General features: G+C 45.5%; 10 protein-coding genes. 3 read left to right on the forward strand and 7 right to left on the reverse strand.

Going from position 1 to position 14284, the window contains the following annotated elements; all coding sequences use genetic code 11:
• Nucleotides 1-64: 64 nt before the first annotated feature.
• From ACOIT5_RS08465 to ACOIT5_RS08480, 4 genes are read right to left on the reverse strand one after another with little or no spacing between them, the layout of a single operon-like run.
• The gene (locus tag ACOIT5_RS08465) at nucleotides 65-2584 is read right to left on the reverse strand and encodes a beta strand repeat-containing protein (RefSeq protein ID WP_423130039.1); all 2520 of its coding nucleotides are present in this window, start codon (nucleotides 2582-2584) and stop codon (nucleotides 65-67) included.
• 17 nt (nucleotides 2585-2601) lie between these two features.
• Nucleotides 2602-5244, reverse strand: a complete 2643-nt coding sequence (locus tag ACOIT5_RS08470) for a LysM peptidoglycan-binding domain-containing protein (RefSeq protein WP_423130040.1) — start codon at nucleotides 5242-5244, stop codon at nucleotides 2602-2604.
• Between the two features lie 6 nt (nucleotides 5245-5250).
• Nucleotides 5251-6261 carry a PorP/SprF family type IX secretion system membrane protein gene (locus tag ACOIT5_RS08475; protein ID WP_423130041.1) on the reverse strand — a complete coding sequence of 337 codons (1011 nt, stop codon included), beginning with the start codon at nucleotides 6259-6261 and terminating at the stop codon, nucleotides 5251-5253.
• Complete coding sequence (locus tag ACOIT5_RS08480; protein WP_423130042.1) at nucleotides 6254-7444, reverse strand: gliding motility-associated C-terminal domain-containing protein; 1191 nt, start codon at nucleotides 7442-7444, stop codon at nucleotides 6254-6256. The genes ACOIT5_RS08475 and ACOIT5_RS08480 overlap by 8 nt, the downstream gene beginning before the upstream one ends.
• A gap of 225 nt (nucleotides 7445-7669) precedes the next feature.
• Here ACOIT5_RS08480 and ACOIT5_RS08485 point away from each other — a divergent pair, with 225 nt between their 5' ends.
• Nucleotides 7670-9274, forward strand: a complete 1605-nt coding sequence (locus ACOIT5_RS08485) for an amidase (protein WP_423130043.1) — start codon at nucleotides 7670-7672, stop codon at nucleotides 9272-9274.
• Between the two features lie 19 nt (nucleotides 9275-9293).
• Here ACOIT5_RS08485 and ACOIT5_RS08490 read toward each other — a convergent pair whose 3' ends face one another.
• The 3 genes from ACOIT5_RS08490 to ACOIT5_RS08500 form a co-directional block, all read right to left on the reverse strand.
• A complete protein-coding gene (locus tag ACOIT5_RS08490; RefSeq protein ID WP_423130611.1) occupies nucleotides 9294-9896 on the reverse strand; it encodes a YdeI/OmpD-associated family protein in 603 nt (200 codons plus the stop codon).
• A gap of 340 nt (nucleotides 9897-10236) precedes the next feature.
• On the reverse strand, nucleotides 10237-10983 hold the full coding sequence (locus tag ACOIT5_RS08495; RefSeq protein WP_423130044.1) for a hypothetical protein: 747 nt from the start codon (nucleotides 10981-10983) through the stop codon (nucleotides 10237-10239).
• 338 nt (nucleotides 10984-11321) lie between these two features.
• Entirely contained in the window at nucleotides 11322-12494 is a 1173-nt protein-coding gene (locus ACOIT5_RS08500) for an IS4 family transposase (RefSeq protein WP_423126501.1), read from the reverse strand.
• A gap of 333 nt (nucleotides 12495-12827) precedes the next feature.
• On the opposite strand from ACOIT5_RS08500, the gene ACOIT5_RS08505 reads away from it, so the two are divergent.
• Both ACOIT5_RS08505 and ACOIT5_RS08510 read left to right on the forward strand, forming a co-directional pair.
• A complete protein-coding gene (locus ACOIT5_RS08505; RefSeq protein WP_423130045.1) occupies nucleotides 12828-13274 on the forward strand; it encodes a DUF4279 domain-containing protein in 447 nt (148 codons plus the stop codon).
• A gap of 162 nt (nucleotides 13275-13436) precedes the next feature.
• Nucleotides 13437-14258, forward strand: a complete 822-nt coding sequence (locus ACOIT5_RS08510) for a Shedu anti-phage system protein SduA domain-containing protein (RefSeq protein WP_423130046.1) — start codon at nucleotides 13437-13439, stop codon at nucleotides 14256-14258.
• The last annotated feature ends 26 nt before the right edge of the window (nucleotides 14259-14284 follow it).

A 14284-nucleotide genomic window follows, 5' to 3' on the forward strand; every position in this document is an offset into this window, starting at 1 on the left:
TATTTTTCCGGCATCCTGTTTTGACAGCTTACCCGCTCTGTCGGCCGGAAGACTGAGACGCCTTTTATTTAGCCATATAATTCAACGTGATATCGCCAACCCGGGCAATACCTCCACTGGTGCTTCTAAGTTTAAGAACGATTACCGCAGTTTGTCCCGCAACCATAACGGGGCTCAATGAAACCTGCGCCCATGTCGTGGATGATCCGCTGGTTGACACTGTTGATCCACCTATTGGAATCGCATCTACTGCTATTGACGCCACTCCTGACACGACATAGTCGATGGTGATCGGGGTAGCTGTCCAGTCCACGAAATTGAGCGGTAGTGTAAATCTGAACATAACCTGGTATTCCTGCTGTATAGCTTGAGTTGATGTCCATTCGTAATAATTCATGTAGGTTGGCGCACCTGTATTATCTGAGGTCATACTGCCAAGGCCAGTGCCTACCAGGGTAGCCCCGGCATATTCAGCGCTGTAAACATCTTTTTTAATACCACCTCCGGCCACCGCCACCCACTTTGTCCCGTCATTATAATAAATGCCGGGAGTTACACTGCCGGAGGTTGCCGTATTATATACCACTATGCCGGCTACATGTGCGCTTAGCGGGGCAGGGTTGGTCGTAGCTGTTAAGGCAACACGGTTTGTCAGTAAACCTTTGGTTGTTGATGCAAGCTCGAGGTCCGCATTCGCATTAACTGCTACAGCCCCTATTGCAACACGTCCCATCGTGTAGATGTCCTCTGTATTCAGGGTAGCTGGCGCATGATCGTCAGTACCGAACCAGGGTTCATTGGCAATCGTATTGATAGTAGTAGTTGTTGCATCCTCGCTGGTATAGGTGTAAGTACCGTCGCCGTTGTCGGTGAGGGTGGTCAGTGTTTCCTGCGCAGACACGATAAGACCGATGTTGTTGACAATATCCTGCAGGCTTAGGTTATTATCGGGTGTGCCGTCGCCGTCAATGTCGATCGTACCATCGGCGATCTGCACGTTGGCGCTAAGGACCGTGGTATTGATTACCGTGCCGACCCCGTCCTCATTGGTGTAGGTCATTGTGCCGTCGCCGTTGTCTGTCAGGCTGGTTGGCGTTCCGTTACCGGAGATGAGCGCGGTAAGGTCGATCACCGTGGGGGCCCCGTTCTCGTCGACGTAAGTCAGTGTCCCGTCGCCGTTATCGGTGAGGGTGGTCAGTGTTTCCTGCGCAGACACGATAAGGCCGATGTTGTTGACAATATCCTGCAGGCTTAGGTTGTTATCCGGTGTGCCGTCGCCGTCAATGTCGACGGTACCATCGGCGATCTGCACGTTGGCGCCAAGGACGGTGGTGTTGATTACCGTGCCGACCCCGTCCTCATTGGTGTAGGTCATTGTGCCGTCGCCGTTGTCTGTCAGGCTGGTTGGCGTTCCGTTACCGGAGATGAGCGCGGTAAGGTCGATCACCGTGGGGGCCCCGTTCTCGTCGACGTAAGTCAGTGTCCCGTCGCCGTTATCGGTGAGGGTGGTCAGTGTTTCCTGCGCAGACACGATAAGACCGATGTTGTTGACAATATCCTGCAGGTTTAGGTTGTTATCGGGTGTGCCGTCGCCGTCAATGTCGACCGTACCATCGGCGATCTGCACGTTGGCGCCAAGGACCGTGGTGTTGATTACCGTGCCGACCCCGTCCTCATTGGTGTAGGTCAGTGTGCCGTCGCCGTTGTCTGTCAGGCTGGTTGGCGTTCCGTTACCGGAGATGAGCGCGGTAAGGTCGATCACCGTGGGGGCCCCGTTCTCGTCGACGTAAGTCAGTGTCCCGTCGCCGTTATCGGTGAGGGTGGTCAGTGTTTCCTGCGCAGACACGATAAGGCCGATGTTGTTGACAATATCCTGCAGGTTTAGGTTGTTATCGGGTGTGCCGTCGCCGTCAATGTCGATCGTACCATCGGCGATCTGCACGTTGGCGCCAAGGACCGTGGTGTTGATTACCGTGCCGACCCCGTCCTCATTGGTGTAGGTCATTGTGCCGTCGCCATTGTCTGTCAGGCTGGTTGGCGTTCCGTTACCGGAGATGATGGCGACAAGGTCGATCACCGTGGAGGCCCCGTTCTCGTCAACGTAGGTCAGTGTCCCGTCGCCATTGTCGGTGAGCGTGGTCAGTGTTTCCGTTGGAACAGTAGCATTACCTGTTGACACCCAGGTTGTCCCGTTATTATAATAGAGTTGTCCGGTTGTTGTGTTGAAAAAAATTTCACCTAAAGCCGGTTCAGCCGGAAAGGTATTTCCTGAGCCGACAGTAACCGAACCGGAATTACAAAACGAATTCCAGATCTGTCCATCCCATGCATACAGGCAATCCGCCGTTGTGTCGTATACCAGCAATCCTTTTGCCTCCATGTCATTATCATTGAAAATTGCCTGGCGTTGTGTTGTTGTCATTCTTGGGATCAAAATACCTTTAGATTCTGACACAATCTCTAAAATTGCCTTTTCATAAGCAGGTAAATTTCCTTTGCCAATACTTACCCCCCCGCTTTGTCCGGAGCCGGTAAACGATAATAGCAAAAGAATACCAGCTAAAATGACGTAACTTTTTCTCATTTTATATAGATTTTAAGTTAATTCGATAATGGGATAATCAATTGTTCACCCAGCAATATGGTATTATCAGCTTTTCTGTTGATATTTTTAATACCCTCGACAGTGCTTCCGTATCTTTTCGCAATGTTGTACAAGGTATCGAATTCCTTGACCGTATGTAAGGTCTGGATCTCAACCAATACAACTCCGTCAGCAGGTAACTCGTCTTGTTCTGTCTTATTTATTTCGCGTAAATAAGGGAGGTTGTTATGGAAAAGACTGGCTACTTCGGACAGGGTTTGTCCTTGTTCAATTTTGTAGGGATACAACAGATTCTTTTGCGCTCTGTTTTCAGAGATCAGTTCTCCCGTTTTTACTCTTTCACGATTGTTTCTACCCAAAGGGATAATCAATTTTTCACCTAACACGATGATATTATCAGCTTTCCTGTTTACATTTTTAATATCCTCGACAGTGCTTCCGTATCTTTTCGCAATGTTGTACAAGGTATCAAATTCCCTGACCTTATGTGACGCCCGGATTTCAACCAATACAACTCCATCAGCAGGTAACTTGTCTTGTTCTGTCTTATTTATTTCGCGTAAATAGGAGAGGCTATTATGGAAAAGGCTGGCGATTTCGGCCAGGGTTTGTCCTTGTTCAGATTTGTAGGAATACAACAGATTCTTCTGAGTTCTGTTTTCAGAAATCAGTTCTCCCGTTTTTACTCCTTCACGATTGTTTTTACCCAAAGGAATAATCAATTTTTCGCCTAACACGATGGTATTATCTGATTTTCTGTTTACATTTTTAATATCCTCGACAGCGCTCCCGTATCTTTTCGCGATGTTGTACATCGTATCGGATTCCTTAACCTTATGTAAGGCCCGGATGCCAACCAATACAACGCCGTCGGCAGGTAATTTGTCATCTTCCGTTTTATTTATTTCGCGTAAATAGGAGAGGTTATTATGGAAAAGATTGGCTACCTCAACCAGATCGTGCCCCTGTCCGATTTTATAGGCATACAGCAGGTTGTACTGAGGTTTGTCATCCGAAATCATCATCTCCGTTTTCCGCTCTTCCTTTTTATTTTTACCCGAAGCATATTTTTCCCCGGCAACAAGCATGGTCACTTTTTCGCCGAAGCTTTTTCCCAAGCGGTCAACCAGGTATTTATTTACGCCTTCTGCCCTCAGGTATGACAGGTAGTCGTTATACCGCGTATTCCCATCCGGATCGGTATAGCTCCGGATAAAAACAGTTCCTACATCGATACTGGAAAGCAGATCAACAAATTTATCCAGTAGTCCGTCGTATTTTTCTTTAATCCTGAACGAATCCACATCATAGTATATCACAAGATATTGTTCCGCGTCAAACCTGTTAATCAGTTTCAGGGTATCCTTTGTCAAGCCTTCCGCGACTACAGGAAGTTTAGCGGCGATTTCAGGAATATCTTTCTTCTCAGGAACAACAGCTCCTTTTCTGGTATAAAAACCGACGGCATCATTTCCCCTCATGGTAAGGACATATTCCTCGGTATCGGTTTCCAGACTTCTGAAACAATAATCATCCAGTTCGGAGTTATACATGGCAAGGTTTACCGTGGTATTGTCCTCAAAATAAAATATATAATTGTCAAAACCACCGGCACCGTCCCTTCCGTCGGATGAAAACACCAGGTCGCCGTTATTATTGATCGAGGGGAAAATTTCGTTAAGAGGAGTATTCACTTTATCGCCCAAATTGACAGGCTTACTCCACTCGCCATTTCTCCAGTCAGAGTAATAAACATCCCATCCGCCGTAGCCACCGGGCATTTGCGAACAAAAATACAGCCGGTCGGCGCGTTGATCGTAAAAAGGCATGGCACAGGCATATTTGTTTGAATTGAAAGGAAACTTTTTAAAACCGTCTATTGCTTTTATTTTCTCCGGTTTCCCATTTAAAGGTACTTCGGTATAGAAAAGCGTATCCGGCCCGACGTAATTGGCTGTAGCGATACGGGAATACGTTTTCAGGGGAATATCCACCCGGGCCTTTTTTGTTGCAATTTCGCCGGAGGCCGTCTTATCCAGCGATACGGCAGCGATATCGGTCAACTCGCCATAGCGGGAATTAATGACAAAGTGTTCAAGAACGGACTTCAGGCTGTCTGTTGCTGCATATTTAGGTTTGGAATATATTATTTTATTGCCCTGCGTGGTGAAACCGTATTGCGGTATCAGTCCCGGCAGGTTTAACATGGACCATTTTTCAGCAGAATAAACGGTGTCATTATCATTAATCGCGCGGAGCGTTGCATCAACCAGAAGGGTAATCCAAAAATCCTTATTGTCCGCAAAAAAAGGATCGTTGACGAACTCTTTAAATCTCCCTTCATGGATCAGGGCAAATGCATAATTTCTGGAATCTTCGCGCGTCAGGGCATTCTCGTTCAAAGAAAGAGCCTTCCTGTAAAGTTTGACAGCCTCGCCATACCTGCCTGCCCATAAGGCAACTACGGCGACGTCTTTACATTCTGTAACATTATTGATCCCGTTTACCCCTTTTTTATCCAAAAAACTTAGGATTGTCCCGTAATCCTGCCGCTCAAATGCCTGATGTAGTTTCTGCGAAAAGGAGAAAAAGGAACAAAAGAATAAAACCGACAATAAAGTAAAGTTTTTGTATCCCATATCATCTTATTTATATAAATAATTCGTATTAGAAGGCCTATGACGTCCTGATGCGGCAGTAAATCCGTTTCTTGCATTCTCAAACAACAGGTTCCATGCAAGACGCACCCCTTGTGAATCAAACTGATTCAGGCCTTTACCGATCCCTAATTCATAGGTATAGCCCAATTTTAACCGGTCCGCAAGAATAATATCAAATGAAAAAATCTGCGCTTGCTTAAACCTCCGGCTTGTTCCCAACCATACTTTATGCCCAAACAGAAAATTAGCGGAAAGGTCGAAAACAGGTTCTTTAAATTTGTCTTGTGTCAGGCTTTGCGTACGATATTCCACCTCCGATACCGGATAATATTTTATCACTAAGTCGGGACGAAACACGACATTCCGGTTCAGTTGATGGATTGTACCAAAATTGAAGTCAAATCCGGGAAGATACCATTCGTCGCTAATTCTCTTTTTATTAACTAATCCATAAGAACTGGCGCCGGCAAAGAAATGAGGGGAGTAGTAAAACAAGCCCAGGGAAACATTCATTAACATGGAATTCAAGTCGTATAGCCCGGGCACAAAATTAGAATCATCCGTTATAATCCGGTCCTGATCGTAAGCTGTGCTTTCAACTCCCAGGCCATAACCGAAAGCTAAAAAACTCGTCTCCCCTAACCGAACATTATGCGCCAGAGTTCCTTGAACCGATGTTTTATCCCGTAATCCTATTTTCTCGTTCAACACGACTAGTCCCAGCCCTAATCTGGAAAGATGAAGGGGCACATAAACGTCTGCCGCGTAGGTTTCGGGACGGCCCGCAATTTTCGCCTGCCACTGATGCCTTGCTGCCACGGTAACCGAAACATAGTCTTTAAACGAATTGTAGGCGGGATTTAAAAATTCTTGTTTGGTCAGTCCCTGGGTGTGCATAACGACATCCTGGGAATGAGCCATAAGACTAATCCCGAGCAGGTGGATCAGGAGTAGTAAATGCCGGAAATTTCTTATATAGGTAAAGTTATTATTCATGCTTTATTTCAATGAAATTTCTAATCAAACGCCTGCCAGCATTTTGTTCCAGAACAAGTTCGTAGAAATAGGTGCCCGATGGGTAATTCCTGGCATCAAACTCGCCTGAATAGTGATCGTTAAAGAATATTCGCACGCCAAGCCGGTTATAAACGGTAAGCCGTACCAAATCAAATTGATCTGACCCGGGTATTACAAATTGCGAAGAACCTGTTGAACGCGTAGCGCTTATCAGAAAGAAGTTTGGTAAAACCAGTTGCCCGATGTTGCTTAATACATAATTTCCGTTCCCGGTTTTCGCTGTCGCCGGACGATAAAACCCGTTTGTTTCGTTGCGCAAACCAACCATCGTGTAATTTGAATAAAACGATCCCGGGGAAAAAAGAAGGTCAACATCCGCTTGCAATATTTCATTATTATCCCCTAAGGCCGACGGAGCTACATTAAACTCCATGTAGTCGAAGGGAGAGCTGATACTCCAGCCAATTTCCGGGACAAGATCGTTCGTTGTTGAGGGCCACCTGTTTGCCACGGTTACAGGTATACTTTCATCAAACAAAACACTTATACCGGCAGTTGCCGATGCACCGGCGACAGACAGCGGATGGAACCCGCGGCCGCTCCCAACCGGGAAGAAATAAGTCCCTTCCGTATTGCAATTCCGCCCAAGTGTCCCAATCACATAACTGGTATTGGAAGGGGAATTCCCGAACAAGACAGATCCTTCTTCGGGATTTTCAACAAACAGCGCTTTCCCGTCGGCGACATTAACAATTCCCGATAGCAACTGCAACGAATTTCCGACAAGCAAATCCCCCAGCAAATCGACACCGGCAGGCGTGTTGGTCACCAGGTTGCCAACTTTCCCGTCTCCGACAAAAATGGAATGATCCCCTCCTTCAAACCAAAAGAAACCATCGCCAAGGTCGCCATCCGGCCAGCTAAGCTCCATTCCGTCAACACTGCGGAAGTATATAACGCCTTTATTATCAAGAAAAGACGCGCTTGAAATGTACGTATCTTTTTCGATACAAACTTCGGCCCCATCCGCGATAAAAACAGATTCGTCAATTTTTAAACCAGGATTATCGGTTATGGCTACCTGCGAAAAGGCAGCCGGAGGAACTAAACAAAAGAGAATCCAGGATGATATAAACTTGAACAAACCACTCAAATACCTCATGGCATAATTATTAATTTCCTAACGATAACAAAAAGACACTTATCACAGCGGACGTAACTGGTTACTTTATTCTGTAAATATGAACGCAATAATAAATCTTTCTTATATGGAAAGTTAGAAAAAAAAATCACATAACCATCTAATTTCACGTACACCCATTTTTCTTCACTTTTGTTCTGATCAAAAGCTTTCGTTAACTTGGATGAAAATTTGAACTGCGCATCCATGAAACGACGGTACTTTATGAAATCGGCATTGGCCGGGCTCCCGGCCATATCCATGATGGGCCTGGCCGCATGTCAGGCTTCCAAAGAAAACGGAACCCGCGAAATTAATCCGGCAGAGTTTAGCCTGAATGAAGCAAGCATTAGCCGCCTGCAGGAACAAATGACCGGCGGCACCCTGACGGCAGTCGCTCTTTGCAGGCAGTACCTGGACCGAATCGCGGAAGCAGATCAGCTGCTCAATTCGGTGATCGAGCTGAATCCCGATGCCCTTGAAATTGCCGCCGGTTTGGATGAAGAACGAAGATCGGGATCTGTTCGCGGCCCTTTACATGGCATCCCGGTGCTGATTAAAGACAACATAGATACCGGCGACCGGATGATGACCACTGCCGGTTCGCTGGCGCTGGCAGGGATTTCTGCCCCCAACGATGCCTTCATCGTAAAAAAGCTCCGTGAAGCCGGGGCTGTATTGCTTGGAAAAACCAACCTGAGCGAGTGGGCCAATATTCGCTCATCCAGATCGTCGAGCGGCTGGAGCGCCCGCGGCGGACAGGTACGCAACCCGTTTTGTCTCGACCGTAGTCCCTGCGGTTCCAGCTCGGGAACGGGCGCCGCTGTTTCGGCCAACCTGTGTGCGGTTGGTATCGGCACCGAAACAGACGGGTCGATTGTTTGCCCCTCGGGCATAAACGGGATTGTTGGTATTAAACCCACGTTGGGACTGTGGAGCCGCGACGGAATCATCCCGATCTCGCACAGCCAGGATACCGCGGGGCCCATGGCCCGGACTGTTACGGATGCCGCGATCCTGCTGGGCGCCCTGGCTGAGTTTGATCAGCAGGATGCCGAAACCAATCTCGAAAAAGGAGAAATTTTTACCGACTATACCCGTTTTCTGGATGCGGATGGGTTGAAAGGCGCCCGGATCGGGATTGTCAGAAGCTATTTTGGCTTTCACAGCGAGGTGGATCGGCTGATGGAACAGGCCATCAACCAACTGGAAGCGGCCGGGGCTGTTTTGGTTGACAAGCTAACCTTTGACAGCATGGGCGAGTGGAGCAAAGCCGAATGGCAGGTGTTGGTTTCGGAGTTAAAAGCCGACCTGAATGCCTACCTGAGCGCCCGGGAAAACAGCCCGGTGAAAAGTCTGGCCGAACTAATTGAATTTAACCGCACCCATGCCGACCGTGAAATGCCCTGGTTTGACCAGGAAATTTTCGAGGAGGCGCAAAATACCAGGGGACTGGATGATCCGGCTTACCCGGAGGCCCTGAAAACTTCGAAAATAAAATCGCGTTCGCAAGGTATTGACCAATTAATGGACGAACACCGGCTGGATGCGTTGCTGGCCCCGACAAATGCCCCGGCGTGGCCAATTGACCTGGTGAACGGCGATCATTTCATTGGCGGATCAAGCGGCGCGGCAGCAGTCGCCGGTTATCCCAATATTTCGGTCCCGGCGGGTTATGTGCATGGTTTGCCGGTCGGTATTTCGTTTTTCGGAAGGGCATGGAGCGAACCGGTTTTGCTGAAGATTGCCTATGCTTACGAGCAGCTTTCGAAACATCGCCGGTCACCGGGATTTTTAAAATCGATCGGGTAAAGGCAGAACCAGGCCGCTTTTAATGAAATTTCTCACCTTTTGAAAGCATGTCCAAAATTTTGTCCATGCGTCGTTTCCTGGTTTCCGGTTTTTTGGCCGTTTCGAGGCGCCAAACGATGGCGTACTTGTTTGTTTTATTTAACGATTCGAAGAATGCGAGCGCCTTCCGGTCTTTGGCCAGTTCGTCCCGGAAATCATCGGGGAGCTCCATATTGACCGGCGAATTGTAGGCTTTTGCCCACCTGCCGTCGGCTTTGGCATCTTCAATTTCTTTCAGTCCTGCCGGTTTCATACGCCCCTCCCGGATCAGCCGTTCAATGTGTTCGGTATTCCGTTTCGACCATAAGCTGTTTTTCCGGCGGGGAGTGAATTTCTGCATATACGACTCCTCGTCGACACGTTTCGCCTGCCCGTCAATCCAGCCGTAACAGAGGGCTTCGTCGAGCGCCTGGCTGTAGTTGAATGTTTGTTTGCCCGAGTCTTTCTTGAAAAAGCGTAACCACAGCCCGGTTGTACCGGAATGATTCGATGCGAGCCATTCGCGCCAGTCATTTGCCACGCCGAACGTGACGACAGGTAATTCTTTTTTTGAATGATCCATACTTCCGTCGTTAATTTTCATCACAAACAAATTACTTTTTGCTTGTGTTCAACGGCAGTTTGCTTTCGGCGGGGTTTGATTTATAACGAACTGTACGCCAATTTGAATTTACCATCGTGGTTTTAATCACGACGACGGCTGTTTATTAAATGACGACATAAGTTTCATAACCGACGGTGGTTATTAGACAAACAACTGCGCTTATTTGATCTCCAACCATTGCTGTTGCATCGACAACGATCGTTGTTTTAAACCCGACCGTATCGATTCTTAAAACTACGGGGCATAAAATCAAACTACAGATGCGGGTATAATAACTGTAGTTTGATTTGTGAAGCATTATTTGATGAAGAATGCGTTATCAGTGGCCATTACGGAAAACAAGTCCCGAGACTTGTTTATACTGGGGGCTTGTTGCGCCAAAAACAGCCTTGATATATACTTTTACCGATAAGGCAACCCCAACCAGACCGGTTTCGGGAAGGTACAGGAGCTGGTTTCGTGAAATGCGGGCATTGCTTAATTGGGTGGTACTGTTCACTACCCCGGTATCGAGCCCGCGTAAATGATCGAGGAGCAGTTGCAGGCTTGCCACTTTCAGCTCTTCTTCGTTTGGAGCATATGCCGGGATGGCAGCCAGCAGTTTAATCAGCTTATCGAGGTTTGCCATGCGGCTGTCGAAGCTCATTTGCGAGCTCGAAATTTCTTTTACGCCATTGCCCTCGGCTTGCTGAGCCGCTTTTTCTTCTTCTGTTCGTTTTGGGGTAGCCCTTCCGCCCTGGATTTTGCGGATGACAGCCTGAATGTCGTTGAGCATGGCATGGGGAATGTCGCTCGATCGGGCTGCGTTCATTACCCGGGTCATTAGTTTGCTTAAGGGTTTAAACGCCACTTCGCGCGAGGCAACGGCATTGCCATTATCGGCCAGGGCGCTGTTTACCTGTTCAAGTGATGATTGGGCCTGCCGAAGCAACGCTTGCAATGCCGATATAACCAGGCTTGATTTTGAAGGATTGTAGGCTGTGCCGTATCCGTTCGCGAAAGAAATTAAACTTTCGAAGTTAGCCACATTATTCGCGTGGCCGGTTTCTGAAATTTTTGTCATCATGTAAAAGATTAGAATGAAAATTTAGTGTTTTACATATAAAATTCCGACAATCTCATCCAAAATCAAATACTTAACAGTGATTATTTATTAACAAAATTATTAACCGTTTCCGGTTGATAAACAGGAAGGCGTTTCCCTGCCAATCAGGAGGGTTGTCTGGTTACCGAACGAACCGGTGAAGAGGCAGATCAGGCTACGGATGGAGTTGTAAGGTTTCAGGGGGAATGATTTTTTTTGACAAGCAGGTGGTGCCTCCGATCTCATTGACATAAACTTTTCACGATTCGGGCACAATTGTTAAAACAAATTATCACTAGTGTCCAATAAATTTTCAATAACTAATACTTAAAGGCAAATTCAAGTTGAGCGGCTTGTTCATATATATCATCAATGTCCCCGGAGGTCAGGAAAAGATCTCTGATGTTCGTTTTGTCTGTCAGTACTCTACTGATCACGCGAAGCACATTGAATGTAGTCCTGCCCAACTGGCAGTCATGCTCGACGATGGCCACCAGACAGTATGTGATAACCGCAACATAAATTTGTATCCTCACGGCATTCTCGGTATTGCCCCAGAAGGATGTGACACGGAGATGTTGCTTTATCCACCGAAAAAACAGCTCCACCTGCCAGCGTTGCTTATACAGCATGGCGATGTCTTTGGCCTTGATGCTGACATTGTTGGTCAGGAAGGTGAACGTTCTTTTAAGGTCAGGAGCATAGTAAACGATCCTTCTCAACACGCAGGGATACTTCTTTTGGGTCTGGTAGCCGGTAAGGCGTATCGTCTGGTCAAGCAAAACGTTGTCCGCTCCATCCAAAAGCTCTTCACCATCAATAACTTCATACTTAAGGTGAGACTTCTGTCGGATGACAAACCAGGAACCGATCGTGTTGAATGTATGCAGCCTTGCGAGGTCATAATATCCCTTGTCAAAAATGTAGAACGCATACGGCTCATAGGGAATCTCATCCATCACATTCACGTCGTGAACTTTTGCTTCCGTAATATGAATGTAAGTCGGTATTTGGGTTACTACGTCAAAGAGTGTGTGAACTTTGATGCCACCCTTGTTCTTTCTAAAGTATGCCCACTTGAACAAGCTCAGGCAAAGATCTATCGTGGTGGAATCGAGCGCATAGAACTTTCCACGCAATTCGAATGGTCTGTTGATTCGCTTGCTTTGAGCAAGATTAATCATGAAAAAGGCAAACTCTTCAAATATCTTGTAGTCCCGGTTCATATTGGCATAGGAAAGATTGCTCAGTTTAATCTCTCCGGTGCCAAATCCGAGATGGTAGCTCTTGCTTTTGATAGCGTCAATTATGCACGCGACCTCTCTGAGGCTGTCACACGAGGCCAATTGCCCATACATCATGACGAGCAATTGGTTCCAGCAGGTGAATGTCTTCACCCATTTGTCTCCGTTATGTCGCTTAACAATCATATCAAAAACTCTCTTTGGCAGGAACTCTACCAGTTGACTGAATACATATTTGCCGCTGTTCATATTTGCCCGGGTTTATTTCCAGGCTGCAAGATGCGAAATGAATTCAAATCGACACGTGGATTATTTGCTTTTAATTGACTATATTATAATAACTTACAAAGGTTTCTAAAAAAATCTTTTGGACACTAGTGACAAATTATTGTAAATTGTAAACCGTAAAAAACTAAACAAATGATACAGCCTGACTACTTCCGTAACCTTACCCGAATAATAGCCCGACGTATAACGATATTTCCCGGATTTGGATGAATATATTTCACTTTCCATCCGACAAAACGGAAATATATTTCATATAAATTTACACAGACGTTATAGGGCATTTAAGAAACGCTAATGGAGACAGGTAATTCATATGTTTATTTTGCTCTTACAGGAGACAACTTTGACACAGACGAGGTGACAAATCGGCTTGGTATTAAACCGACAGACTCTTGGAGAAAAGGAGATAAAGGACAGTTTAAACCAATTTTGGAATTTGCTAGTTGGAGATTATCCACTGACAAAGGACACGAATACTTACAAATTGACAAATTGGTTGATGAGATTATCTTTAAGCTGTTCGACAAAATCGAGATTATCAATGATTTAAAAACGCAATTTCAATTGAACTCGGTATTAGAAATTATCATGTACATTGACACAAACGAAGATAGTTCGACACCAGCATTAGGACACGACTTAAAAACAATAGAATTTCTATACAGGACAGGGACAACGACAGATGTTGATATTTACAGATTCAATTCAACTATAAATGAGACAAATGAAAACGCCCTATAACAAAAACTATATATCAATTGGGGTTTCGGTGCGGACAAACAACCGCACAGCCCGCAACAGCGGCGGTGTAGCTCGACAGGAACGCAACCCGCAATCCCCAACTGTATATAGTTCCGTCCGTTATGGGTCATTTTGAGTCGCAGCTTGGAAACTAAATAGTAAATGAATCGAAAAATGCTTTACGATAGAGATTATCATATTTTGACTGATGAAGAACGGATTCGACTTGAGCAAGCGGAATCGTTTAAAGAAAAATCGTATTTGTTGTCCGACGGATGGACAACAGAGGAACTATTTAAATACCACGAAATTCTACCTGAAGCTGCAAGATATTATAATTCCCTCTTCCCCAACAATCTACTCAATCCAGACACATTGAAAGAGACCACAATCAACAAAAAGATTGAGACTGAATTTCAAGTGTTATTAAATTCAGATATTACAGAGCGAGATATTCTCAATTTTATAAATGAGAATAAATACTACAATTTAATTGGCTCAATCTTTCAATGGTACACATTTGGACATCATGTCGCATATTTATTTAAAGAATTTGAATTTCCGTCAACGTATAAAGCTGACTATTTATTAATTGGGAGAAGTTCCGGAGGATATAGTTTTGTTTTTATCGAATTGGAAAATCCATATGGACAGATAACTCAAAAAAACGGTGAGTTTGGAGACACTTTCAGAAAAGGCATAAAGCAGGCTGAGGATTGGGATTCTTGGCTAGAATCAAATTTTTCAAGTTTAAGTTTGATATTTGAGAAATACAAGAATCCAAGAATCGACCTACCAAAAGAATTTCATAAGCTAGACAAATCGAGACTAAATTATGTTGTTGTTGCAGGTCGGAGAAATGATTTTTCAGAAAAGACTTATGAAATTGGTCGAAAATTTCAGAAAAGAAATAATATAAGAATTATGCATTACGACAATTTAATTGACGCATTCAAAGAATTAATTAGACACAGAAATTATTAAAAAACGAACCCATAACAAAAACTATA

Source organism: Gaoshiqia hydrogeniformans (assembly GCF_049347105.1).
GTDB lineage: Bacteria > Bacteroidota > Bacteroidia > Bacteroidales > Prolixibacteraceae > Gaoshiqia > Gaoshiqia hydrogeniformans.